Source organism: Pseudomonas sp. GW821-FHT07B01 (assembly GCF_059419065.1).
In genome coordinates, this window is the sequence record NZ_JBWKRA010000003.1 from 313851 (window position 1) to 338694 (window position 24844).

The following is a 24844-nucleotide window of genomic DNA, read 5'->3' on the forward strand; positions in this document are numbered from 1 at the left end:
TTGAGCGGCGGTGCAAGCAATAACCTTCAAGGGATCGTATTTATGCCTAGAAGGAACCCGCATGTTTACCCTCTCTCAGCTGCGCAACTGCATCGAAGAAGGCCTGTCACCGCTGACGTGCGAATTCACCCTGTGCCGGGACGCGTCCTTGACCCTCAAGGTCTACGACGCCGAGACCGGCCGTGTCGACCTGGTAGTTACCGGCATCAGCACCAACCGCCTGCAGACCCCGCAGGAAGTGGCAAAAATGGTGGATGAGTTGCGCTACGAGCTGCAAAGCAACAACGTCGGCAAGCTCACGCTGGATGATTTGCCTTTATCGCCGCTCCCATGAAATAAAACACCCCGCCGGCAACGATAAACGCCCCCAGCATGTAGAACATGTAATGGGCCGGCAGGCTGGCCAACACCAGCCCACACAGCACCGGCCCCAGCGCGGCACCGAAGTTGGACAGGTTTTGCGCCCCGTAATACATGCCCCGCAGGTGGTCCGGGGCAATTCGGTCGATAAACATGTATTCGGCCGGAAACACGATGATCTCCCCGACGGTGAACATCGCCATCGCCAGCACCCAGCCCACCACGCTGGTGGACAGCCCGAAGCCAATCAACCCCAGCATGAACATGCTCAAGCCAGCGATCAGCCACTGGCTCAGGTAACGGTGCGAGATGCGCCGGCCGATCAAGTACTGCAAGGCGATCACTAGCACGGCGTTGGTGGTCAGTACCGCGCTGATCACGGTGTAGGTGTATTCGGCGGTCGTGGTGGTCACCAGGTATTGCGACAGGTAGGCCGTGAACTGGCCGAACACCACCGCGCTGAGTAAACCGCCGAGGGTGAAGCACACCAGGCGACGGTCCTGCAGCAAAACGCGGGCGACGGCAAGGAACGGCAGCGGCTTTTGCGTGGCGTCCACCGTGGCCAAGTTACGGTCACCCCAGCGCCCGTACAGCAGAAAAAAACCCAACCCCAACAGCGCCGACAGAATAAACGGCAGGCTGATATCCAGCTTGGCCACCATCGCGCCAAAGAACGGCCCTACGGCATAGCCGATATTGGTAAGCGTGTACTTGATGGAAAACACTTCGCTGCGCGCGTCTTCGGGCAGCAGGCTGGCGAAGCCGGCTTTTACCGCAATATCAATGACGGCGTAGGCCAGGTTGATCAGGATCAGGCAGCCATAGAACGCCCAGATATTCAGCGCCAGCACCGTGCCGATAAACCCCAGCACGAACGCCAGGCTCAACGCGAGCAACAGCCGATAGCTGTTGATACGGTCGACCAGGAAACCACCGTACACACTGAGTAGCGAACCGACGATCAGCGAACTGCCGATTACCAGGCCGACCTGGGTAATGTCCAAGGCGAAATGGCTGGTGAGGTAGATCACGAGATAAGGAAAGGTGATGGCCTTGGCCAGCGTCAGCAGCAACGTGGCGCACAGCAACAGGTTCACGGTGCGGGGGTAGTTTCTGATGGTGGCAAGCATCCTGCTCTCGTTCTTCAAAGGTAACGCGACCATTGCGGTCGGTTACCTTAACGCAAGAAACATGAAACGAGCAGGTGCCCGGCGGGATTATTTCTTGACTGGCGTAATCTCCAGGATGGTGCCGTTGGTGGTCTTGAGCAGGACGTACTTGTCACCTACACGCGCCCATTGGCTTTCTTCTTCGGGCTGTTTGAGCCCACGTTTTTTCCAGTCTTTAATCGCTGATTCCTCGCGCATCAAGATGTCCGGGGCGCGATCACCCTCTTTCAAGTCACGGGCGTTGATGTTTGAAGGTTGCACGGTTTCCTGAGGGGTATCGCCGGCCTGCACTACAGCACTGACGGTGGAAAAGCTGGCAGCGACCAGCAGGCAAGCGGCTAAGGTTTTCGACTTCATGGGTGCTCCTTCAATTAATGGTGCGTACCCAGGTTCCGACCGCGGCGGCGCGTAATCATTCAGCCGTATTTCCTGTGGCCGGAGATTGCTCCCGCTGGGCTGCGCAGCGGCCCCAACCCATTCACCGCATGTTTTCAGTGGGCACGCGGTCGGGCTTTTTGGGGCCGCTTCGCGGCTCAGCGGGAGCAAGCTCCCTCGCCACAGGGGGGTACTCCGTTATAGCCAGGCGGCGTCCCAGAGCGAGTAGTCGCCAACATGCTCGACCAGTCCGGCTCGCAGTGGGTTGGCGATGATGTAGCGAGCAGCCTTGATAAGGTCTTCATCGGCCCGCACCGCACGATCATGATAGCCGTACTGCCAAAAAGCACCGGGCGTGCGACGGGCTCGGTTGATGGTCAGTGTGCTGCGCGACTTCACCCGTTTCATCACTTCAGGCAGCGTCGCGCCTCGCAATTCAAATAACCAGTGAAGGTGGTCCGGCATAATGACCCAAGCCAGCGAGTTGACCAGTCCAAGGTCATGGGCTCGTTTGAGCTCGGCAACCAATAGCCGCCCCAGATAAAGATCGGCAAATACCGGGCGACGTTGATAAACCACGGCGGTCACCAAATAAGCTCGACCAGGTTCTGAATAACGGCCACGTCGCAACAAATGAGAGTTGGGCTTGTGAAGCAATCCTTTGCTCCCCTGAATGGTTGAATGGTCCATTCAACCTAGCAGGCACCTGAGATGTCCCTGCCCAATACAGTTTCCCCATATTTCCCAATCCTTTGTGGCGAGGGAGCTTGCTCCCGCTGGGCTGCGCAGCAGCCCCAAAAAGCCACACCGCGCATCCACTGAACGCATGCGGTGAATGGGTTGGGGCCGCTTCGCTGCCCAGCGGGAGCAAGCTCCCTCGCCACAAGGGTTTGTGCATAGGGTTTGCGAGCGTGAAAATAATCGTGTAATTTTTCATGAAATTATTCGAATTAAATTTCATGACCCCTCAAGAAGAACTCGCCACCCTCGCGGCGCTGATCCACGACTTGCGCAAGCACAAGAAGCTCACCCTGGCCCAACTTGCGCAAAAAATCGAACGGTCGGTGGGGTTTCTGTCGCAGGTCGAACGTGGCCTGTCGCGCCCGACCGTGGCCGATTTAACCGCCATCAGTCACGCCCTCGATGTGCCCACCACCTATTTCTACAGCCTGCCCAAACCCAAGGCGGTGGATTGGGTCACACGCCCCAACGAGCGGCGCACGGTGTATTACGCCAATGGCATCACCGACATCCTGGTGTCGCCGAGCATGAACGGCGCGTTCTCGATGCTCGACAGCCTGTTGGCCCCCGGTGCCAACAGCGGCGAACAGACTATGAGCGACCGCGCCGAACAGGCCGGATTTGTGCTCGAAGGCGAGTTGACCCTGTGGGTGGATGACGAAGCCGCGCCAGTCACCCTCGGCCCCGGCGACAGTTTCCACCTCGCCAGTTTCGCCCACTGCCGCTACGCCAACCTGACCGACCTGCCCGCCCGCGTCTTGTGGGTTTACAACTAGGAGCTGCACCCGTGAAAAGCCCATCTGCAACGTTGCTGGCCGAAGTACGGACCTTTCGCCAGAACCACCCCGACGTGCGTTATGTCGACCTGATCGCCCTGGACATTCCCGGGCATTTCTACGGCAAGCGCTACCCAGTGGAGATGCTTGAGAAAGACGCCGCCGGCAGCCCGCTGAAGCTGCCGCAGAATGCGGTGCTGCTGGGGGCCCAGGGTGGGCTGTTCAAGATTGGCGACTACTGCTTCAACGATGGCGACCCGGACGCCAATCGCCGATTGGTGCCCGGCACGCTCAAACCGGTGAACTGGGAGTCGCAGCCATTGGGGCAAATGCTCATCACCTCGGACGGCACCGAAGCGCCCATCGAGTTCGAACCCCGCGAAGTCCTGGCCAAGGTGCTGGAACGCTTGCAGCATCAGGGCATTCATCCCGTGGTGGCGTTTGAGCTGGAGTTCTACCTGTTTGATAAACAGCTGGAAAACGGCCTGCCGCAATTTGCCCGCGACCCGCTCAGTGGGGATGCCGACGACCAGCCCAACCTGCATATCGAACGGCTGTCGCGTTTCAGCGACGTGCTCGACGACATGGCGCAAACCGCCAAGGACCAAGGCATCGACATCACGGTGATCACCGCCGAGATCGGCCCCGGCCAGTTCGAGATCAACTTCGGCCACTGCGATGACGGCCTGCGCGCCGCCGACTGGGCCGCCCTGTTCTGCCGTAGCACCCGTGGCGTCGCGCTCAAGCATGGTTACCGCGCCAGCTTCATGGCCAAACCCTACCTGCAATTTCCCGGCAGCGGCATGCACGTGCATGTCAGCCTTTACGACGCAGCGGGCAATAACTTGCTAGCGGCCCATCAGCAGCAGCCATTGCGCCACGCCGTAGCCGGTTGCCTGGAATTACTGCCCCACTGCATGCCGATTTTCTCGCCCAACCACAATGCCTTCCGCCGCCTGGGCGGCACGGTTAACGCTGCGACGCGGGCGAGCTGGGGCTTTGAAGACCGCGATGCCTGTGTGCGCATCCCCGAGTCCGACCCGCGCAACCTGCGGATCGAGCACCGCCTGGCCAGCGCCGATGCCAACCCTTACCTGGTGCTGGCGGCGATCCTGGTGGGCCTGGAGCACGGGCTTGAGGCCAAGCACGAACCCATCGCGCCACTGAACGAGGACCGCAACAGCGGCGCCGATTTCCCGGTGGAGATGCTCGACGCCGTGCGTGCCATGCAGCAGCAACCAGTACTGCGCGACAAGCTGGGCGCGGAATTTGTCGAGGTGTATTGCGAGAACAAACGCCAGGACCACCTGGCTTTCCAGCAGGAGATCCAGGCGCGGGAATATCGCTGGTTCCTCTAAGCGCGTGACGCGCTCGCGGTATAAAAACCTTGACCCAAATCAAAGAAAGGCTCTAGCACGGGCCTTTCAGCCCGATAAATTGTCGAACAATCCTGGCCTTTGCCGTTGAGATCCATTATCATCCGGCGCCTTCTCGCTACCCGCCGGGTAGCTGTTTCAATGTGTCACCCGAGGCGCCCATGTACCGTTTTCCGTTTCACCGCCCTTTGATTGCCATCAGTCTGGGGCTGGTTTCCCATTCCGTCAGCGCGGCCCTGCAACCCATAGCCGAAGCCCCGCTGGCCAGTGACACCGAGCTGCACTGCCACTTCAACCACGACGCCAGCACTGACTGCACCACCACCTACCGCTACACAATTCTCAAGGCCAACGGCCGCGAAATGCTCTCGCGCATCGACTTCGACTACTCCGAAGCCGACACCTTTGAAGTGGTCAGTGCACAGTCCACTCAGCCTGGCGCCAAGCCGGTCGCCCTGGCTGCCACGCAAATCGATACCCGCAGCGCACCCAACCCGGACCAAGGCTTCAGCCGCGACAAGCAAACCTCCCTGGCCTTCCCCAACCTGCGCGTGGGCACGCAGATCCGCTACACGGTACGCCAGCATTATCCGGCCAAACCGCTGATGACTCAGTTCCACTATGTGCTCAAATTCGGGCCCAGCTCAGCCCGCCGCGATCGCTTCAAGGCGCGCTTTACCGCCGAACGGCCGATCCAGTGGCGAAGTGAATTGTTCGACGGTTTCAAGGTAACGCCTTCGAGCAACGGCAAGACTCTGGACGTGGTGCAAAAAGCCCCGACCTACCTCAACTACATCAATGAATCCTCCGCCGCCGCACTGCTGCGCGTTCCACGCCTTGAAGTGGGCAGCGCCGTGGACCGCCAGGCGTACTTCGGTGATTTCGCCCAGCGTTACAACCAGATCCTTGGCGCCACCCTGCCGACGCAAGCCGCCGTCGCCGTGGCCGCCGCACGCAGCCTGGCGCCAGCTGAGCAAGTCGCGGCAATGATGCAGCACATCAATGATCACTACCGCTACCTGGGCGACTGGCGCGCCAGCGAGCGTGGTTATGTGCCGTTCAGCCTGGCGGAAATCGAGCAGCACGGCTACGGCGATTGCAAGGACCTGGCGACCCTGCTGACAGCCATGCTCAAGGCCAGCGGCATCAAGGCTGAGACCGCGTGGGTCAGCCGTGGCGACGTGGTCGATGCCTTGCTGATCCCCGGCACCCAGGCGCCGAACCATGCCATCGTGCGTGCCGAAGTGAATGGACAGGTGTGGTGGCTTGACCCGACCAACCCGGTCTTCGCCCCTGGCCAAACCATGCCCGACATTCAGGACCGCTGGGTATTGGTCAACGATGCGCAGGGCCAGGTGCGCGAAGAACACATCCCACTGGAGCGCCCCGAAGTCTCGATACGCCTGGACAAACAGGTACAGTACGGCAAAGAGGGAGATGGCGCGGTCAAGGCGACTATTACTTTCAGCCGCTTGCCGTTGATGCAACTGAGCGTCGCTGACCGCCAGCAAGGTACCACCGCCACCGACCAAAATATCTGCGCCAACTTCGGCAACGACATCAGCGACTGCCAGATCACCCGCGAACCCACCCGCTTTGTGGTACATGACGGCTACAGCGTCACTGCCCGCATGAACGATCAGCGTGCCCTGGAAAAACTGGCCAATGACTATGTCTACACCGACCCATCTTTGAAAGGCCGCTGGGAGGGCTACATCAACTATCGCCGCCAGGGGCAACAGGCTGACCTCTACCTGGGCAACCCAGAGACCTACGACTACACCTACACCCTGGCTGGCGGGAAGATGGAAAAAGCCATCCCCGGCTGCAAGGTGCGCTCGCCCTGGTACGACCTCGACCTGGACGGCAAACTGGAGGACGGCTCGCTGCGCTACCACTATCGCCTGAGCCAGAAAAAGCGCTGGCTGACCCATGCCGAAGTCACCAGCGATGCGTTCGGAAAGATGATTGAAGAGGCCCGGGCCTGTGCCGAGCAGGTGCATCAGGTAGTAAAGCTCTAGACTGTCCCTGACACACCACGATCCAAATGTGGGAGCTGGCTTGCCTGCGATGACGGCCGGTCAGCTTGCACATCAGTGACTGACACACCGCCATCGCAGGCAAGCCAGCCCCCACATTTTAATTCGTGTGTGTGTCAGCGGGATTCGCCGAGCAACAAGCCCTGCTCCCGTGCACACAGCTCCACCACATAATCCCACAACACCCGCAACCGCACCGACTTGTGCAGCTCCCGGCGCGAACTGATCCAATAGCTGCGCTGGATACCCTCCGCCGGCAGCAACGGCACCAACTCTCCATCCCCAGCCGCCATGAAACATGGCAACACCGCAATGCCCAACCCCGAACGCGCCGCCTGGTGCTGGGCGATCACGCTGGTGCTGTGGAACACCACCCGGGGGCTACGGCAGAAGCTGTTGAGGAACTTCAATTCCTGGCTGAACAGCAGGTCATCGACATAATCGATCCAGGCATGGCCAGCGAGGTCTTCACGTTTTTCGATGGGCGTGTTGCGCGCCAGGTAGGCACGGCTGGCGTACAGCGCCAGACGATAATCGGTGAGTTTGCGCGTCACCAGTTGATCGGCGCTGGGGCGTTCCAGGTGAATGCTGATCTCCGCTTCGCGATTGAGGATGCTGACGAAACGCGGCACCGCGACCAGCTCCACCTCCAATCCTGGATAGCGTTCAAACAACCCGCCCATGCGTGCGGCCAGAAACATCACGCCCAGCCCTTCGGCTACACCAAGGCGAATCTTGCCCAGGGGCGCCGCAGAGTGGGTGAGCTCGTCTTCGGCCAGCAGTGCCACGTTTTCCATAGCCTCGGCATGTTTGAGCAATGCTTCGCCGGCAGGCGTCAGTTCATAGCCCTGGGCGTGCTGTACGAACAGCGCCGTGCCGAGGCTTTTCTCGATGGCGTCGATGTGCCGCGCCACGGTGGCATGCGTGGTTTTCAGGCGTTGGGCGGCGGTGAGCAGGCGGCCACTGCGCTGCAACTCGAGAAAAAACCGCAGGTCATTCCAGTCGAACATATCGCCTCCAGAGCCTGGGCCAGCCGGCGCTGTTTAAAAACGCACAGCGGGTGGGTAAAAACTAACATTTTTAAGACGAAAACTAACAACTAGGATGGGCCCAATAAGAAAAACAAGCGAGACCCCAGATGCCCAATGCAACTGCTGAATACGATTACATCGTCGTCGGCGCCGGCCCTGCCGGATGCCTGCTGGCCAATCGTCTGTCCGCCAACCCGGCTCACCGTGTCCTGCTGCTGGAAGCCGGTGGCCGCGACAACTACCCCTGGATCCATATCCCCGTCGGCTACCTGTTCTGCATCGGCAACCCACGCACCGATTGGTGCTTCAAGACCCAACCCCAAGCCGGCCTGCAGGGACGCGCCTTGAGTTACCCTCGGGGCAAAGTGCTGGGCGGCTGCTCGTCCATCAACGGCATGATCTACATGCGCGGCCAGGCCCAGGACTACGATGGCTGGGCGGCGGCGGGCAACGCGGGCTGGGCTTGGAAAGACGTACTGCCGCTGTTCAAACAGAGCGAAAACCATTTTGCCGGCGGCTCTGAATTCCACAGCGAGGGCGGCGAGTGGCGCGTCGAGCAACAGCGCCTGTCGTGGCCGATCCTCGATGCGTTTCGTGAGGCGGCGGCTCAAAGCGGCATCGCCAATATCAATGACTTCAACCAGGGCGACAACGAGGGCTGTGGCTATTTCCAGGTCAACCAGAAAGCCGGTGTGCGCTGGAATGCGGCCAAGGCGTTTCTCAAGCCGATCCGCCAGCGCCCTAACCTCGCCGTGCTGACTGATGTAGAGGTTGAGCGTGTGCTACTGGAAAACGGTCGTGCCTCGCAGGTACTGGGACGCCAACACGGCCAGGCACTGAGCTGGAAGGCGCGCAAAGAGATCGTACTGTGCGCCGGCTCGGTGGGTTCGCCGGGCATTCTGCAACGCTCAGGGATCGGCCCCTCCCATGTGCTCAAGCCGCTGGGTATCAACGTGGTGCACGAGCTGCCAGGCGTTGGCGGCAACCTGCAAGATCACCTGCAACTGCGCCTGATCTACAAGCTGGAAAATGCCCGCACCCTGAACCAGATCGCCGGTACCTTGTGGGGCAAGATGGGCATGGGCCTGCGCTACCTGTACGACCGCAGCGGCCCGCTGTCGATGGCGCCCAGCCAGCTTGGCGCGTTTGCCCGCTCCGGCCCGGAGCAGACCTCGGCCAACCTGCAATACCATGTGCAGCCACTGTCCCTGGAACGCTTTGGCGAACCGTTGCACGGCTTCCCGGCATTTACCGCGTCGGTCTGCGACCTGCGCCCGCAAAGTCGCGGCCGGGTGGATATCCGTTCGACCAACCCGGCGGATGCGCCGCTGATACAACCTAATTACCTCAGCCACCCCGAAGACTTGCGCGTGGCCGCCGACGCTATTCGCCTGACCCGGCGCATCGTCGCCGCTCCGGCCCTGAGCCAGTTCAAACCGGTGGAATACCTGCCCGGCGAAGCCCTGCAAACTGAAGAACAACTCCACGAGGCCGCTGCACGGATCGGTACCACGATTTTCCATCCGGTGGGCACCTGCCGCATGGGCGATGACAGAGACGCCGTGGTCGACAGCCAACTGCGCGTACACGGCATTCCCGGCCTGCGCATTGCCGATGCGTCGATCATGCCGCGCATCACCTCCGGCAATACCTGCTCACCCACGCTGATGATCGCGGAGAAGGCCGCGCAGCTGATCCTGTCACCCAACACTGCAGGAGCGAGCTTGCTCGCGAAAAACCCACCAGCACCGCGCACTACAGGGCACCCCGCGTAACCATTAACGCTATATGAAGTTGAAAAACACCGGCGCCGAGGTCAGCGCCGACAGTGGAACAACAATAAATAATCACTGTGAGGGACACCCGATGTCAGAACATGCTCAACCCCTGGGCTCGGCGGCCAGTGCAAGTACCGCCAACGAATCAAGAAAGGTCATCTTCGCCTCCTCTTTGGGGACGGTGTTCGAGTGGTATGACTTTTTCCTCTACGGCGCCCTGGCGGCGGTGATCAGCAAGCAGTTCTTTGCCGGGGTCAACGACACCACGGCGTTTATCTTTGCCTTGATGGCTTTCGCCGCAGGCTTTGTAGTGCGGCCATTCGGTGCGCTGGTGTTCGGCCGGCTGGGCGATATGATCGGGCGCAAGTACACCTTCCTCGTGACCATCATCCTGATGGGCGTGGCAACCTTCTGCGTCGGGTTGCTGCCGACCTACGCCAGCATCGGCATTGCCGCGCCGATCATCCTCATTGTGCTGCGCATGCTGCAGGGCCTGGCGCTGGGCGGTGAGTACGGCGGCGCCGCTACCTACGTGGCCGAGCATGCGCCACCGGGCAAGCGCGGCCTGCACACCAGCTGGATTCAATCCACCGCCACCCTCGGCCTGCTACTGTCGCTGCTGGTGGTGCTGGCCTGCCGTTACTTCACCGGCGATCAGTTCGAAGTGTGGGGCTGGCGCATTCCGTTCCTGTTTTCCATCGTGCTGCTGGGCATCTCGACCTGGATCCGCATGAGCCTGCACGAATCGCCCGCCTTCTTGAAGATGAAAGAGGAAGGCAAGGCCTGCAAGGCGCCGATTCGCGAGTCCTTCGGCAAGTGGGAAAACCTCAAGGTGGTGCTGATCGCGCTGTTCAGCATCAACGGCGGGCAGGCGGTGACCTTCTACGCAGCGCAGTTTTATGTGCTGTTCTTCCTCACCCAGTTCCTGCGCATGGACCCGGCCCTGGCCAATATGCTGTTGATCATCAGCGTGGTGATCGGCGCACCGTTCTTTATCCTGTTTGGCTGGCTATCGGACAAGATCGGGCGCAAGCCTGTGCTGATGCTCGGCCTGCTGTTGGCGACCGCGCTGTACTTCCCGATCTTCAAGGGCCTGGCGCACTACACCAACCCCGCAATGGACCAGGCCAGCCAACAGGCGCCGATCACCGTACTGGCCGACCCAGCCACCTGCACCTTCCAGTTCGACCCGGTGGGCAAGGCACGTTTTGACAGCCCCTGCGACAAGGTCAAGACCTTCCTGGTCAAACAGGGACTGCCCTACAGCAGCGCCGCCGCCCCTGCGGGCAGCCCGGTGCAAGTGAGCGTCGGCGATGTGCGTATCGACGGTTTTGATGAAGCGGCCCTGCGTGGCGCCGTGGCCCTGGCCGGTTACCCGTCATCGGCGGATGTGGCCCAGGTCAACAAGCTGATGGTGGTGGTGCTGATCGTGGTGCTGATCTTCATCGCCGCCATGTGCTACGGGCCCTTGGCGGCGCTGATGGTGGAGCTGTTTCCAACGCGCATCCGCTACACCTCGATGTCCCTGCCCTACCACATCGGTAACGGCTGGTTTGGCGGGTTCCTGCCGACGGTCTCGTTTGCCTTGGTGGTGTATACCGGCGATATCTTCTATGGGTTGTGGTACCCGGTGGTGGTGACGGGCGTGAGCCTGATCGTCGGGTTGTTCTGCCTCAAGGAAACCCGGCATGTGGATATCGAAAACAACTGATACCTCTGCCCTGTAGGAGCGAGCTCGCTCGCTAAGAACCTGAGAGCAATGCGGGGCACCAGGCGCCCCGCGTCATCGTTAACGACCTTCGCGAGCAAGCTCGCTCCTACAGCGACGTATGGCACCCACACAAATTGCTGTACATCCATACAGATAATGGTTGCTCAAACCCCTTCAAATAAGCATCCTGCAAGGCATCAACCCGATCTGATGTGATGACCATGCGGCTGTACCTCTGTGAAAAACCCTCCCAGGCCAAGGATATCGCGGCTGTGCTTGGCGCCAGCCGCCGTGGCGATGGGTGCTGGCTGGGTAATGGAGTCACGGTCACCTGGTGCATCGGCCACCTGCTGGAAACCGCCCCGCCCGACGCCTACGACGCCAAATACAAACGCTGGGTGCTGGCCGACCTGCCGATCGTCCCGGAAAAATGGAAGATGCTGGTCAAGCCCAAGACCGCCAGCCAATACAAGGCCGTCAAGCGCTTGCTGGGCGAAGCCCAGGAACTGGTGATCGCCACCGACGCCGACCGTGAAGGCGAGATGATCGCCCGTGAACTGGTAGAACACTGCCGCTACCGCGGGCCGATCCAGCGGCTGTGGCTGTCGGCACTCGACGACGCCTCCATTCGCAAGGCCCTGGCGGCGCTCAAACCCGGTGCAGAAACCTTCAGCCTGTATCACTCGGCCCTGGGGCGCTCGCGCGCCGACTGGCTGATCGGCATGAACATGAGTCGCCTGTTTACCCTGCTGGGGCGCCAATCCGGTTACCAGGGCGTGCTGCCGGTAGGCCGGGTGCAAACCCCGACCCTGCGCCTGGTGGTGGACCGTGATCGCAGCATTGCCGACTTCGTGCCGGTGGCCTACTGGGCCATTGATGTCGACCTGCGCCACGAGTACATGACCTTCACCGCCCAATGGCGCGCCCCTGAGGATGCCTGTGACGACCAGGGCCGTTGCCTCAACCCGCAACTGGCGCGGGACACCGCCGACGCCATGCTCAACGCCGCTACGGCGCGGCTGGTGAAGCTGCGTACCGAGCGCATGCGCGAGGTGGCGCCCCTGCCCTTCGATCTCGGCACCTTGCAGGAGATCTGTTCGAAGAAGCTCGGCCTGGGCGCCCAGGAAACCTTGGACATCGCCCAATCCCTGTACGAAACCCACAAGGCCATCACCTACCCGCGTAGCGATTGCGGTTACCTGCCGCTGAGCCAGCACACTGAAGCGCCGAAGATTCTGGCGGCCCTGGGCCGTGCGGACACGGCGGTGAACGAACTGATGTCGCACATCGACCCCCAGCGCCGTTCGCGTGCCTGGAACGACGCGAAAGTCAGCGCCCACCACGGCATCATCCCCACCGGAGCCGGCAAGGAGGTCAGCCAACTGACCGGCAAGCACCGTGCGGTCTATACGCTGATTCGTGCGCGCTACCTGGCGCAGTTCCTGCCCAACCATGAATACGACCGCACCCAGGCCGATTTCGACTGTGCCGGCCAGGCGTTGCGCGCGGTGGGCAAAGTCATTATTGAACCGGGCTGGAAACGCGCCTTGCCCGAAGCGCTGGCACCCGCCAAAGGTCGCGAAGCGCCTGCGCCCCAAGCTTTGCCGACGCTGGTGCAGGGCCACGACTACGCCGTGGCCAAGGTCAACCTCAAGGACCTGTGGACCCAGCCGCCCAAGCCCTTTACCGAAGGCGACCTGATCAAGGCCATGAAAAACGTCGCCAAGCTGGTGGAGGACCCGTTGCTCAAGCAAAAACTCAAGGACACCACTGGCATCGGCACCGAGGCCACCCGCGCCGGGATCATCCAGGGCTTGCTGGATCGCGGTTATCTGGTGAAAAACGGCAAGGCCCTGTCGGCAACCCCGGCCGCGTTCAGCCTGATCGACGCGGTGCCCCGCGCCATCGCCGACCCCGGCACCACCGCCATCTGGGAACAGGCACTGGACATGGTGCAAAGCGGCGAAATGAGCCTGGAGGAATTCGTCGCCAAGCAAGCGGCGTGGATGAGCAAGCAGGTGGCACGCTGTAACGGCATGCGCATGACTATCACTGGCCCCGCCAGCGCGGTTGGCCGAGGTGCGACGCCGTGGAAAAAGAAGCGCAAGGCCGCCCCACGTAAAGCTGGCACCAACCCCAAGCGCGGAAAAAAGCCGGCAAATGCGGGATAAATACCAAAAAAGACTGGCACATGACGTTTTTCGACAGGTTTAACGCCGCATTGGCCCTTGCTCCGGCGGGTTCGGTCTAGGATTCTGTAGGGGATCTGGACTACCAACAACAACACCGGAGTGGCCGCCATGAAGACCGTTGCACAACTGCTGAAAGCCAAGGACCAGAAAAACCAGGACGTCCACACGATCAAATGGGACCACACCGTGTTTGAAGCGCTGGTGCGGATGTCCGAGAAAAACGTCGGTGCCTTGCCAGTGGTCAGGGATGACGTGGTGGTCGGCATCATCAGTGAACGGGATTACGCACGTAAAATCATGCTCAAGGGCCTCTCGTCAGTTACCACCAAGGTCCATGAGGTGATGAGCTCGCCGGTGATCACTGTGGATACTCACAAGAGTGTCGAGGAATGCATGAACATCATGACCGACAGTCACCTGCGCCACCTGCCGGTGGTCGAAGACGGCAAACTGCTGGGCCTGCTGTCTATCGGTGACCTGGTCAAGGAAGCAATTGCCGAACAAGCGGCCTTGATCCAGCAACTGGAACAGTACATCCGCGGCGAATAGGGGGAACCCATGCTCGACACGCTGGACCATCAGGAAGACCACCTCGATACTCTGCACCGGGCCATGTCCGGCCGGCGTTTCCTGGTGCTGACCGGCGCAGGGATAAGTACATCTTCGGGTATCCCGGATTACCGGGACGGGGAAGGTGTACGCCGGGGCAAGCCACCGATGATGTACCAGGAGTTCCTCGCCACTCCTGAGGCGCGGCGCCGCTACTGGGCGCGGGCGATGCTGGGGTGGCCACGGGTGCGCATTGCCCAGCCGAACAAGGCCCACCTGGCGCTCGCGACGCTGCAGCACCGTGGCCACATCAGCGGGCTGATTACGCAGAACGTCGACACCCTGCATGACCAGGCCGGCAGCCAGGGTGTGATCGAGCTGCATGGCAGCTTGCATCGGGTGCTGTGCCTGGATTGCCAATTGCGTAGCGAGCGCGACGTGATCCAGCGGCAGATGGAGGTCGATAACCCGCACATGGCACAGGTTCATGCGGTGCAAGCGCCGGATGGCGACACCTTGCTCGATCCGGCGTTTGAACAGCGCTTCCAGGTACCCCGCTGCCCGCACTGCAATGGCGAACGGCTGAAACCGGATGTGGTGTTCTTTGGCGAGAACGTCGCACCAGCGACGGCGCTCAAGGCAATGACGGCGGTAGAGCATGCCGAAGGGCTGTTGGTGGTGGGGTCGTCGCTGATGGCCTATTCGGCGTTTCGCCTGTGCAAGGCGATGGTTGAACAGGGTAAGCCGGTGATTGCCATCAACTTGGGCAAAACTCGGGGGGATGAGCTGTTGCAGGTGAAGATCCAGGCCTCGTGCGAGCGGCTATTACCCTTACTGTCCGAGAGATTGAGATAGCGACGCATCAACATCTGGGAGCTGGCTTGCCTGCGATAGCAGTGTGTCAGGCGAACATGTACTCACTGACACATCGCCATCGCAGGCAAGCCAGCTCCCACAGGGGATCTGCGTAAACTCGCCACCAAAACCCTGCGACCCACCGCACAAAAAAATGACGCCCAAGTCACGTTTTCGCGCATTCCCCCGTCCCCACGGCAATTTATGTAGTGAGCAAAAATAATCACTACATAACCGTTGACGTAACCTTTTTGTCCTTGCATGATCTAGACGTCTCTCGGATCGGGAGCGTTGGTAACAAGCGTTTCGAACAGGCTCGTCTGACCGCCGAGCTGTTTTTCCGGATGTGCACTGCCCACAAGGCAGATCGATGAAGCTGACCGGCCCCGGAAGGGGCAGGTACAAGGCGCTCAAACGCGGCTTGTCTTCGCAATCAGAGCATTGCGTAGCAGCCCATCAGCAAGACTACATGCATCAGCTTCAAGACCCTGCCCGTATTCGGCAGCCCGTCGCTGACGCCCGGTTTTAGTGACCGGAGACAACTTACTGGTATTAACGAATCAACTGATAGATCGCCAACTGGTCAAGGGGCTTACACATGAATCTGAACAACCAACCAACTATCGATGAATTGGCTGAGATGTTCGCAGCGCAGAAAGACACACTCGACGACCATATCCTGTGGATTGGCAAATCGGGCGAAGTGCAAATTGACTGCCTGGCGCCCCATACCGAAGAAGCCGAGTTTGACCGTAACAACCGTGAGCTGGCGGCACGCCTGAAGATGTACCGCCGTGGCCAGGGTTATGTCGGCAAGAAGGCCGCCGCTGATCGCAACTTTATCGAGCAAGTGTTCGACACACTTAACAATGCCTGGGCGTCTTTCAAAGACAGCTCGCAAGTTAAAGTGATCGACCGTTACTACTAAGTAGTGCTCAATCAATGTGGGAGTTGGCTTGCCAGCTCCCACATGTGTATTTACTGATTTAAAAAGTTGGAAACCTGCCCTTCCCCGCCTCATCCCGAAAGATATCAAACAACACCTGCGCCGCCGCCGACAGTTCATGCCCCGGCTTGGTCAGCACCCCAATCGGCCGCTCGATCACCGGGCCAGTCAAGGTAATGCAATGGGCTCCCGCCTCCTCCATCTGCCTGGCGCATAACGCTGGCACTGCACTAACCCCCAAACCGCTGGCAACCATCTTGCCCACCGTCGCCAGTTGATGGCTTTCCAAGGCAACGGGCAATTTCATCTGCAAGGCGCCAAGGTGTTCTTCCAGCATCACCCGCACAGTGGAAGGCCGCTGCAGGGTGATGAACGGCTGCTCCAACAAGGCTTTCCAGTCGATTTCAGCACGCTGTGCCAAGGCTGAATCGCCTGGGACCACGGCGACAAAGCGATCCAGGTACAACGGCGTGAACGCCAATGACGAACCATCGGACGGCTCGAACGCCACCCCCAGCTCCACCTGACGGTCGCGCACCATCTCCAGCACCTGCTCATTGATCAGGTCATGCACCGTCACGTTCACCTGAGGGTAACGGGCGCGGAATATCTTCAGGATCGGCGGCAACAGGTTGCCGGCGAACGACGGCATAGCGGCCACCGTGACGCGCCCGCGTTGCAAGGTAAAACGCTGGCGCAGCTCGTCTTCGGCGTTGTCCCAATCGGCAATCAGCCGGCGGGCCAGGGGCAGCAGGGACTCGCCTTCAGGGGTCAACGCGACGTTACGCGTATTACGGCTGAACAGGCGCCCGCCCAAGCCTTCTTCCAGGCCCTTGATGGTCAAGCTCAACGCCGACTGGGAGAGGTGCAAACGCTCGCAGGCCGCGGCAAAACTCAGACTCTGAGCAACAGCGAGAAAGGCACGCATCTGTTTAACGGTCATGACGCAGCTCCGGACGACGATTGGACTATGCTGTTTTCTAAATCAATCAACCTTAAAAAACAACTTAACAAATCAATCCGCTGGCGCAACACTCAACTCACTGGCTGGACCACAAAAAATAAAAGAGGTGCATATGGCAGGTTTCGATAAACGCGTGGCGTCCTATGAAGAAGCGCTGGCAGGCCTGGAAGACGGCATGACCGTGCTCTCCGGTGGTTTTGGCCTGTGTGGCATTCCGGAAAACCTCATTGCCGAAATCAAGCGCAAAGGTACCCGCGACCTGACGGTGGTCTCCAACAACTGTGGCGTCGATGGCTTCGGCCTGGGTGTGCTGCTGGAACAGAAGCAGATCAGCAAAGTGATCGCTTCCTACGTGGGTGAAAACGCCCTCTTCGAGAAACAACTGCTCAGCGGCGAGATTGAGGTGGTGCTTACCCCTCAAGGCACCCTGGCAGAAAAAATGCGCGCAGGCGGTGCCGGCATTCCGGCCTTCTTTACCGCCACTGGCGTCGGCACCCCCGTTGCCGAGGGCAAGGAAACCCGCGAATTCAAGGGCCGCCCGTATCTGATGGAAGAGTCCATCACCGGCGACTTTGCCATCGTCAAAGGCTGGAAAGCCGACCACTTCGGTAACGTTATCTACCGTCATACCGCCCAGAACTTCAACCCGCTGGCCGCCACCGCCGGCAAGATCACCGTGGTCGAAGTCGAGGAAATCGTCGAACCGGGCGAGCTGGACCCGGCGCAGATCCACACCCCTGGCATCTACGTCGACCGGATCATCTGCGGCACCTTCGAAAAGCGCATTGAACAGCGCACCGTCCGCAAATAATCCCCGTCCAGAACAATAAGAGGAAACAATCATGGCGCTTACCCGCGAACAAATGGCTCAACGCGTTGCCCGCGAGATGCAGGACGGTTACTACGTGAACCTCGGTATCGGCATTCCGACCCTGGTGGCCAACTACATCCCCGACGGCATGGAAGTGATGCTGCAATCGGAAAACGGCCTGCTTGGCATGGGCCCGTTCCCGACCGAAGAAACCATCGACGCCGACATGATCAACGCCGGCAAGCAAACCGTCACCGCGCGCATCGGCGCTTCGATCTTCTCCTCCGCCGAGTCGTTCGCGATGATTCGCGGTGGGCATGTCGACCTCACCGTACTGGGCGCATTCGAAGTGGACGTACAGGGCAACATCGCTTCGTGGATGATCCCCGGCAAACTGGTCAAGGGCATGGGCGGTGCCATGGACCTGGTGGCCGGCGCAGAAAACATCATTGTGATCATGACTCACGCATCCAAAGACGGTGAGTCCAAGTTGCTCAGCGAATGCAGCCTGCCGCTGACCGGTGCCAACTGCATCAAGCGTGTGCTCACGGATCTGGCGTACCTGGAAATCGAAAATGGCGCTTTTGTCCTCAAGGAACGCGCACCTGGCGTCAGCGTTGAAGAGATTGTGAGCAAGACCGCCGGTAAACTGATCGTCCCGGACCACGTTCCAGAAATGCACTTCCAGTGAGGACAGATTCCATGCAAGACGTCGTGATTGTTGCTGCCACCCGCACCGCCGTGGGCAGCTTCCAAGGTTCGCTGGCGAACATTCCGGCCCCGGAACTGGGTGCCGCCGTAATCCGTCGCCTGCTGCAGCAGACCGGCCTGGACCCGGCGCAAGTGGATGAAGTGATCCTCGGCCAGGTGCTCACCGCAGGCAGCGGCCAGAACCCGGCGCGCCAGGCTTCAATCCTCGCCGGCCTGCCCCACGCCGTGCCGAGCCTGACCCTGAACAAGGTCTGCGGTTCGGGCCTCAAGGCTTTGCACCTGGGCGCACAGGCCATTCGTTGCGGCGACGCCGAGGTGATCATTGCCGGTGGCATGGAGAACATGAGCCTGGCCCCGTACGTATTACCTGCCGCACGCACTGGGTTGCGCATGGGCCACGCGAAGATGATCGACAGCATGATCACCGACGGCCTGTGGGATGCGTTCAACGATTACCACATGGGCATCACCGCCGAGAACCTGGTGGACAAGTACGGCATCAGCCGCGAAGCCCAGGACGCCTTTGCCGCCGCCTCCCAGCAAAAAGCCGCCGCTGCTATCGAAGCCGGGCGCTTTGCCGATGAGATCACGCCAATCCTGATTCCCCAGCGCAAAGGCGACCCGGTGGCCTTCGCGGTGGACGAACAACCCCGCGCCGGCACCACCGCCGAATCCCTGGCCAAGCTCAAGCCTGCGTTCAAGAAAGACGGCAGCGTCACCGCCGGCAACGCCTCCAGCCTGAACGACGGCGCTGCGGCCGTGCTGCTGATGAGCGCCGACAAAGCCAAGGCTCTCGGCCTGCCCGTACTGGCGCGTATCGCCAGCTACGCCAACGCGGGCGTCGACCCGGCGATCATGGGCATCGGCCCGGTCTCGGCCACCCGCCGCTGCCTGGACAAGGCCGGCTGGCAGTTGGCTGATCTAGACCTGATCGAAGCCAACGAAGCCTTCGCCGCGCAATCCCTGGCGGTGGGCAAAGAGCTGGAATGGGACGCGCAGAAGGTCAACGTCAACGGCGGCGCCATCGCCATCGGCCACCCGATCGGTGCTTCAGGCTGCCGCGTACTGGTGACCCTGCTGCACGAAATGATCAAGCGCGATGCAAAGAAAGGTTTGGCAACGCTGTGCATCGGCGGCGGCCAAGGCGTGGCCCTGGCGCTCGAACGCAACTGAACCGGATCGAGGTTGTGGCGAGGGAGCTTGCTTCCGTTGGGCTGCGTAGCGGCCCCCATGCCAATAAGAGCAACACAGAAAAGGCCCGGCTCCACGAAAAGCCAGGCCTTTTCTTTTATCGATGTCCCCTGAATGAACTCGATAAAAATGTGGGAGCTGGCTTGCCTGCGATAGCGGTCTATCAGTCAGATCATTGCTAACTGACACACCCCTATCGCAGGCAAGCCAGCTCCCACATTTGATCTCACTGCCTGTCAGCTTGCGGCACCGCAAACACCGCGCTCGCCCGCAGCACCACGCGCTCCTCCACTTGCAAACTCAGCGTGGCGAACGCCATCTGCCGTCCGCGCTTATGGCTTTCCAGACGCACCACCATCCACTCCCCTACCTGCACGGCGCCCAGGTAATCCACGGTCATGCTGGCGGTAATCAACGGCAACGGCGGTTCACTGGAAAACGCCATGGCGTACCCCATGCCGATATCGGCCAGCGTCGCCAGCACCCCGCCGTGTACCGTACCGCGCCCATTGGCGTGGCGATGATCGGCGCGCAGGCCGACTTCCAATTGCAAACCTTCGCCACGGCAATACGCCGGGCCGAGCAGTTCCAGCAACGGGCTGCTGCGCGGCAACGGGACAAAGCCTTGGGGGACAGTCTGAGCGTTCATGGCGGATGCTTCCCTGGTGTGAGGCTTGAGGTGTACGCCAGCCTCGCCCCGGCAGCCACCACCATCAGCCGGGCAAATCCCGCGCAATGCTTTGCGCTAATGGGCCAGACCCGCTTTAATCTCGGCCAATTTCTCCTGCACATTTCAAGGAAACGCCATGCGCCACCTGGACGGCAACTCCCACCCGCTTCGCGCGCCGCTGTTGATCTTGCTTGCTGGCCTGGCCTTGGCCGGTTGTTCCCCCAAGGACCACTCTCGCGCCACCGTCATCAATGGCGAACAGGGCAAGGCCGGGGCGCAACTGGCCTATGAGCATGAATTGACCCTGGCCCTGCCCGGCGCCCTGCTTGCGCCGCGTATGCAGGCCACTCGTGAGGCGTGTGAAACGGCGCGCTTTGGTGCCTGCAATATCCTTGGCATTACCGAAGACGGCCAAGGTGGCCAGATCATCCTGCGGATCGCGCCCACGGGTGTGGAGCCGATGGTCGCCCTGGCGGCCGAAGGCGGTAAGCTCGGCCAGCGCATCACCACTGCCGAAGACCTGGCCGATGCCGTGGCGGATGTGCGCCGCCGCCAGGACCGCCTGCAAGCTCAGCAGCAACGCCTCGATGAACTGGCCAAGCGCAAGGACATCACCGTCAGCGACCTGATCGTCCTGAGCAAAGAGCAAGCCGGCATTGAAAACGAGCTGCAGGAACTGGCTCAGGTTGCCGCCGGCCAGCAACGCCGCCTCGACACCAACCGCGTGACCTTGAACTTCCGCTCCTCCGACGGCGCCAACCAGGTGTCAAGGTTCACCCGGATGTTCAGCAACCTGGGAGACAACCTGGTGAACGGCACCGCAGACGCCCTGGAACGTGCCAGCTATGTGCTGCCCTTCGTGATCCTGGCGTTCCCGGTGGTGTGGTTGTGGGTGGGCTTGTGGCGCCGGTTCGTCAAGCGTCGCGGTTGATCAGCGCTTCATGCAGCGCTGGTAACGCTCATCCACGCGCTTGGCAAACCAGGCCGTGGTCAGGTTGCGGGTGATCTTCGGGCTCTTGAGCACAATACCCGGCAGGATCGCCCGAGGCAGCGGCTTGCCGGCCGCCTGGTCGGCCAGGCTGAAAACGCGCTTGTACAAGGTGGTGTCCTCGAAATCCAACTGCTCGCCCTGCTCCAGTTGGCTGCGGATGCTCGGGTTGCGCATATCCAACTTCGCTCCCAGTGAACGCACCGCCAGCTCGGTGGTGCCGGGCAGCAATGAGCCATAGCGGATCAAATCCCCATCCAACGCCAGCTCTTTGCCTGAAACACGGCTGACCGCGGCCTGGAACGCGGCATTGCGGCTGGCGTACCAACCGGCGTTGAAATCGGCAAAGCGGTACAGCGGCTGATCGTAGCTCACCGGGTAACCGAGCAAGTGGGCGATGCCGAAGTACATACCGCCGCGACGGGTGAACACTTCGCGGCGAATCGTACCGTCCACCGTGTAGGGATAACCCCGCGCCTGTTTCTGCGCAAAGTCGATACTGACCTGCATGGGGCCAGCAGTGTGTACCGGGTTGAACCCGCCAAACAGCGTATTGCCCAAGGGCACCATGCTGATGAAGTCGTCGAAGATGCCGCTCAAATCCCTTTCCGTACGGGCGGCATTCAAACGATCGGCGTAGGTTTTGCCGGTGGGCGAGCGCAGTTGCAAGGTGCTGCGCACCACGAATGCCGGCACATGCACCTTGGCGGCGCGGAGCAGGATTTCATCCTGGGCGATCTTGCCCATGCCCGGCACCGGCGGGTCGACCTGATAGGTGGACTCCTGCTCGGTCACCGCCAATACCGCACAGATGTTTTCGGTGCTTGGGTAGATTTTCTGGGTGTCGAAGGCGGTGTAGATGTCCTGGGCCCAGCCGTTGCGGTCCGCGACCTTGGCCGGCAGCAGGCGCACGATCTGCGCCTTCACCTCGGCTTCACTGCGCTCGGGCTGCTGGGGGCCACGGGAAGTGGAGCAACCGGCCAGTACCAACAACGGAATAAGGCAGAACAGCAGACGGGTTGAATACATGAGGCTTCCTTGGTTAACGACAGGCCGGGCAGTGCTGATATCGACAGGTAAGTCTAACCGGGGTTCGTCGGCATGCCGAACCCAGTGCCTGGCAGTAACTGAAACATCCCACACCACTGCCGGATAAGCTCTACTCCTCACCCCGGCAAACCTCTGCAAAGTCCCTCGCCTGATCAAACAGTGCGAGGGATTGCAGATGGTTTTTTTCGTGACGCGTGCGGTTGACGGGGCCGCCACTTGAACCCGGCCATTGGCAGGCTGGCGCTGACGCCAATGAACGTGGAAACGGTCGACGTTGAGGGCGTCTTCCGTGACTTTCGCGATTGCTTGAACACCTTTGACGAGTGGGCCAAAAGCTTTTGGAGCTTCTCCGCGCTGGACGTCGAACAGGTGTTCAAGGTCGGGGATGACGTCGCGCTGGTTGCCCCGATCAATCGCTCCCTGTTTCCCAGCAGCACCGTCGCCACCTGCCAGGCCACGGGTACCTTGACCCTGGTGCATATGTTCCAGAGCACGAGGTTCGTACCCATCGGCAACACCCCGGTGATCGTGCAACGCGTTGATCCAAACGGCGGCCCGCTGGGCGAGCCCCTCCATAAGACCATCGGCCCGAGTGGCATCCTCGAAGTCACCGAGTGTGATCGCAACCAGCAATACCGGGTGAGTTTCTACCCCAACGTTTCCCAGGATCACCTCAAAGCACTGTATGCGTCCTATCAGTCAGTGATCGCAGCGTTGGAAGCCCGGCTGCGCAAAGAGTGGACCGACACCTTCCAGGCCCAGTGGAAAAATTATGCAGACGCCCGCCCGCTTGAGCGGCGCCGCTTGCTGGAAGCGGCTTTTGCCAGTGGGTTAGGCAAAGCGCTTTACAGCCTGTGGGACAACATTGGCGAGCTGTCTGCGCTGCTGGCGGACCTCAAGCCCAACAGCGAAAAACTGCTGCAATACCTTTCTCAAACCGAGCTCGATGAACTGCTGACACTGGGCAGTGATGCGATAGCCCAAGGCTTGTTGGTGCTCAGTGATGAGCCGCTGCTGTTTGTCTACCTGTCGGCGCTGGTCAGTTGGATGCGCATGCTCCCGCCACCGGAGATGGCGGAACTGTGGGGTGAAATCACCGGTGAGGTGCTGATCAATCTGCTGCTGATTCGCGTCTTGGGTGCGATGGGCGTGGTGGTGCGATTGGGGGCTCGTGTGCTCAGTCAGGTCAAGTCCGGGCGGGCGCGAGCGTTGTTGGAATTGCTGGCCAAGCAAGTAGTGGGGCCTCGGCTGGAAACTCATGTCGAGGCCGCCAAGCCGGTGTTGCTGAGCAGTGCGGCGACGCCGATTAAGACGGTGCCGGCTGTGCCGTTGAAGGCGGGCGACACGCTGGTTTCGAACCCGGTGCCGATGGTGCGCGGCAAGGCCCAGCGCACCACGTTGGTCCGTCAGGAGCCTGTCGATGATGTGCCGGCTGTGGCGTCGAACCCGAAGGGTGATGCGGCGGCGCCAGCGGACAAGACCGTTACCAACGGCTGCCCGGTGTCGATGGTTACCGGTGAGGAATTGCTCACCCTTACTGACGGCGCGCTGGATGGGATCTTGCCGTTTGAGTGGACGCGGCTGTACCGCACCAGTGCGGTGGAGGTCGATTGTGGATTGGGGTTTGGCTGGAGCCATGCGCTGGCTCACAGGCTTTGTGTGTCGGGCGATTCGGTGGTGTGGACCGACCATGAGAACCGCTCGACTACCCTGCCCTTGCCGACTTCAAATCGACCGGCGATTACTAACAGCCTGGCCGAAGCGGCGATCTACTTGGGTTCGGCACCTGATGAACTGGTGCTGGCCCAGGCGTCGCGGTTTTATCACTTTCGTAACGGTGTCTTGGTTTCCATCAGCGATGCGTATGACAACCGTCTGCGCATTTGCCGTGATCGCTCAGGACGGATTGAGCGGCTGGATAACGGTGCTGGTCGTTCCCTACTACTGCGCTATGAGCTGGACCGCATCGTCGCAGTGGACTACCAGGTTCATCGCGCCAAAGGGCGTGAGCCCTACGTTTGGGAAACCGAGCAGAACATCGTTTCCTACGCCTATGACGAAGCTGGCCGACTGGTGTGTGCGACCAATGCCGTCGGGGAAAGCGAGCGTTATCGGTACGACGATCAGCACGTCATTGTCGAGCGGCAGTTAGCCGGTGGGGCGAGTTTCTATTGGGAATGGGAACACGCGGGCAAGGCGGCGCGCTGCGTTCGGCATTGGGCGAGTTTTTCGCAGATGGACACGCGTTATGCCTGGGGCGATGACGGGCGTGTCACGGTGCATAACGCCGATGGTAGCCAGGAGGTGTATATCCATGACCAGCGGGCGCGGCTGGTGCAGAGGATTGATCCGGACGGCGCCACGCACTTTAAATCCTACGACGACCAGGGCCGGCTGACCGTCGAGCAAGACCCGATGGGCGCGGTGACGGCCTATCAATATGACGACGCCGGACGCTTGGTGGCGCTGTTTCCGGGGGATGATGAGCCAACGTCCTACGAGCATGACAACGGTTTTGTACGGGTTGTCAGGCGTGGGGAGGCGGTCTGGAAATATGAGCG

22 protein-coding genes are annotated in these 24844 nt (G+C 60.8%); 15 read left to right on the forward strand and 7 right to left on the reverse strand.

All coding sequences use genetic code 11. The features are described 5' to 3' along the window. The first annotated feature begins 61 nt into the window (after positions 1 to 61). Positions 62 to 334 carry a DUF1652 domain-containing protein gene (locus tag AC07S6_RS05660; protein ID WP_003190355.1) on the forward strand — a complete coding sequence of 91 codons (273 nt, stop codon included), beginning with the start codon at positions 62 to 64 and terminating at the stop codon, positions 332 to 334. Here AC07S6_RS05660 and AC07S6_RS05665 read toward each other — a convergent pair. From AC07S6_RS05665 to AC07S6_RS05675, 3 genes are all read right to left on the reverse strand, one after another. Then, positions 297 to 1490, reverse strand: coding sequence for an MFS transporter (locus AC07S6_RS05665; RefSeq protein WP_495111895.1), 1194 nt, complete (start codon positions 1488 to 1490; stop codon positions 297 to 299). The two genes, AC07S6_RS05660 and AC07S6_RS05665, sit on opposite strands and share 38 nt — an antisense overlap. Before the next feature lie 87 nt (positions 1491 to 1577). Then, complete coding sequence (locus AC07S6_RS05670; RefSeq protein ID WP_197882354.1) at positions 1578 to 1886, reverse strand: RcnB family protein; 309 nt, start codon at positions 1884 to 1886, stop codon at positions 1578 to 1580. Positions 1887 to 2102: 216 nt separating this feature from the next. Further along, positions 2103 to 2594, reverse strand: coding sequence for an REP-associated tyrosine transposase (locus tag AC07S6_RS05675; RefSeq protein ID WP_495111896.1), 492 nt, complete (start codon positions 2592 to 2594; stop codon positions 2103 to 2105). A gap of 269 nt (positions 2595 to 2863) precedes the next feature. On the opposite strand from AC07S6_RS05675, the gene AC07S6_RS05680 reads away from it, so the two are divergent. The 3 genes from AC07S6_RS05680 (at position 2864) to AC07S6_RS05690 (ending at position 6818) form a co-directional block, all read left to right on the forward strand. Continuing rightward, positions 2864 to 3421 (forward strand): helix-turn-helix domain-containing protein, encoded by a 558-nt coding sequence (locus AC07S6_RS05680; protein WP_495111897.1) that lies wholly within the window; start codon positions 2864 to 2866, stop codon positions 3419 to 3421. 11 nt (positions 3422 to 3432) lie between these two features. After that, positions 3433 to 4779, forward strand: coding sequence for a glutamine synthetase family protein (locus AC07S6_RS05685; RefSeq protein ID WP_495111898.1), 1347 nt, complete (start codon positions 3433 to 3435; stop codon positions 4777 to 4779). A 179-nt stretch (positions 4780 to 4958) separates the two neighbouring features. After that, positions 4959 to 6818 (forward strand): DUF3857 domain-containing transglutaminase family protein, encoded by a 1860-nt coding sequence (locus AC07S6_RS05690; protein WP_495111899.1) that lies wholly within the window; start codon positions 4959 to 4961, stop codon positions 6816 to 6818. Positions 6819 to 6952: 134 nt separating this feature from the next. On the opposite strand, the gene AC07S6_RS05695 is transcribed toward AC07S6_RS05690, so the two are convergent. Beyond that, positions 6953 to 7846 (reverse strand): LysR family transcriptional regulator, encoded by an 894-nt coding sequence (locus tag AC07S6_RS05695; protein WP_197884015.1) that lies wholly within the window; start codon positions 7844 to 7846, stop codon positions 6953 to 6955. Between the two features lie 128 nt (positions 7847 to 7974). Between AC07S6_RS05695 and AC07S6_RS05700 the strand changes: the two genes are divergently transcribed. The 6 genes from AC07S6_RS05700 to AC07S6_RS05725 all read left to right on the forward strand — a co-directional run bounded on the left by AC07S6_RS05700 (position 7975) and on the right by AC07S6_RS05725 (position 15880). After that, a complete protein-coding gene (locus tag AC07S6_RS05700) occupies positions 7975 to 9642 on the forward strand; it encodes a GMC family oxidoreductase (protein WP_495111900.1) in 1668 nt (555 codons plus the stop codon). Between the two features lie 91 nt (positions 9643 to 9733). After that, complete coding sequence (locus AC07S6_RS05705) at positions 9734 to 11356, forward strand: MFS transporter (protein WP_197884019.1); 1623 nt, start codon at positions 9734 to 9736, stop codon at positions 11354 to 11356. A gap of 221 nt (positions 11357 to 11577) precedes the next feature. Further along, positions 11578 to 13527, forward strand: coding sequence for a DNA topoisomerase III (locus AC07S6_RS05710; protein WP_495111907.1), 1950 nt, complete (start codon positions 11578 to 11580; stop codon positions 13525 to 13527). Positions 13528 to 13656: 129 nt separating this feature from the next. Next, positions 13657 to 14097 carry a CBS domain-containing protein gene (locus AC07S6_RS05715; RefSeq protein WP_034127063.1) on the forward strand — a complete coding sequence of 147 codons (441 nt, stop codon included), beginning with the start codon at positions 13657 to 13659 and terminating at the stop codon, positions 14095 to 14097. Positions 14098 to 14106: 9 nt separating this feature from the next. Continuing rightward, a complete protein-coding gene (locus AC07S6_RS05720; protein WP_495111901.1) occupies positions 14107 to 14952 on the forward strand; it encodes an NAD-dependent protein deacetylase in 846 nt (281 codons plus the stop codon). 598 nt (positions 14953 to 15550) lie between these two features. Then, a complete protein-coding gene (locus AC07S6_RS05725; protein ID WP_003190335.1) occupies positions 15551 to 15880 on the forward strand; it encodes a hypothetical protein in 330 nt (109 codons plus the stop codon). A 58-nt stretch (positions 15881 to 15938) separates the two neighbouring features. On the opposite strand, the gene AC07S6_RS05730 is transcribed toward AC07S6_RS05725, so the two are convergent. Then, positions 15939 to 16841: a LysR family transcriptional regulator gene (locus tag AC07S6_RS05730; RefSeq protein WP_014717971.1), complete on the reverse strand. Its 903-nt coding sequence runs from the start codon at positions 16839 to 16841 to the stop codon at positions 15939 to 15941. 133 nt (positions 16842 to 16974) lie between these two features. Here AC07S6_RS05730 and AC07S6_RS05735 point away from each other — a divergent pair, with 133 nt between their 5' ends. From AC07S6_RS05735 to AC07S6_RS05745, 3 genes are read left to right on the forward strand one after another with little or no spacing between them, the layout of a single operon-like run. Then, positions 16975 to 17673, forward strand: coding sequence for a CoA transferase subunit A (locus AC07S6_RS05735; RefSeq protein ID WP_003190329.1), 699 nt, complete (start codon positions 16975 to 16977; stop codon positions 17671 to 17673). Between the two features lie 31 nt (positions 17674 to 17704). Further along, positions 17705 to 18364 (forward strand): CoA transferase subunit B, encoded by a 660-nt coding sequence (locus tag AC07S6_RS05740; protein WP_060764284.1) that lies wholly within the window; start codon positions 17705 to 17707, stop codon positions 18362 to 18364. An 11-nt stretch (positions 18365 to 18375) separates the two neighbouring features. Then, positions 18376 to 19557 carry an acetyl-CoA C-acetyltransferase gene (locus tag AC07S6_RS05745; RefSeq protein ID WP_019821410.1) on the forward strand — a complete coding sequence of 394 codons (1182 nt, stop codon included), beginning with the start codon at positions 18376 to 18378 and terminating at the stop codon, positions 19555 to 19557. Positions 19558 to 19801: 244 nt separating this feature from the next. Here AC07S6_RS05745 and AC07S6_RS05750 read toward each other — a convergent pair whose 3' ends face one another. Continuing rightward, complete coding sequence (locus AC07S6_RS05750) at positions 19802 to 20224, reverse strand: PaaI family thioesterase (protein WP_014717969.1); 423 nt, start codon at positions 20222 to 20224, stop codon at positions 19802 to 19804. Positions 20225 to 20381: 157 nt separating this feature from the next. On the opposite strand from AC07S6_RS05750, the gene AC07S6_RS05755 reads away from it, so the two are divergent. Next, on the forward strand, positions 20382 to 21176 hold the full coding sequence (locus AC07S6_RS05755; RefSeq protein ID WP_495111902.1) for a DUF4349 domain-containing protein: 795 nt from the start codon (positions 20382 to 20384) through the stop codon (positions 21174 to 21176). Here the strand turns inward: AC07S6_RS05755 and AC07S6_RS05760 are convergent, their stop codons facing one another. Further along, positions 21177 to 22262, reverse strand: coding sequence for a DUF1615 domain-containing protein (locus tag AC07S6_RS05760; protein ID WP_495111903.1), 1086 nt, complete (start codon positions 22260 to 22262; stop codon positions 21177 to 21179). A gap of 273 nt (positions 22263 to 22535) precedes the next feature. Here AC07S6_RS05760 and AC07S6_RS05765 point away from each other — a divergent pair. Further along, a partial coding sequence (locus AC07S6_RS05765) for a DUF6531 domain-containing protein (protein ID WP_495111908.1) occupies positions 22536 to 24844 on the forward strand: 2309 nt, incomplete at its 3' end.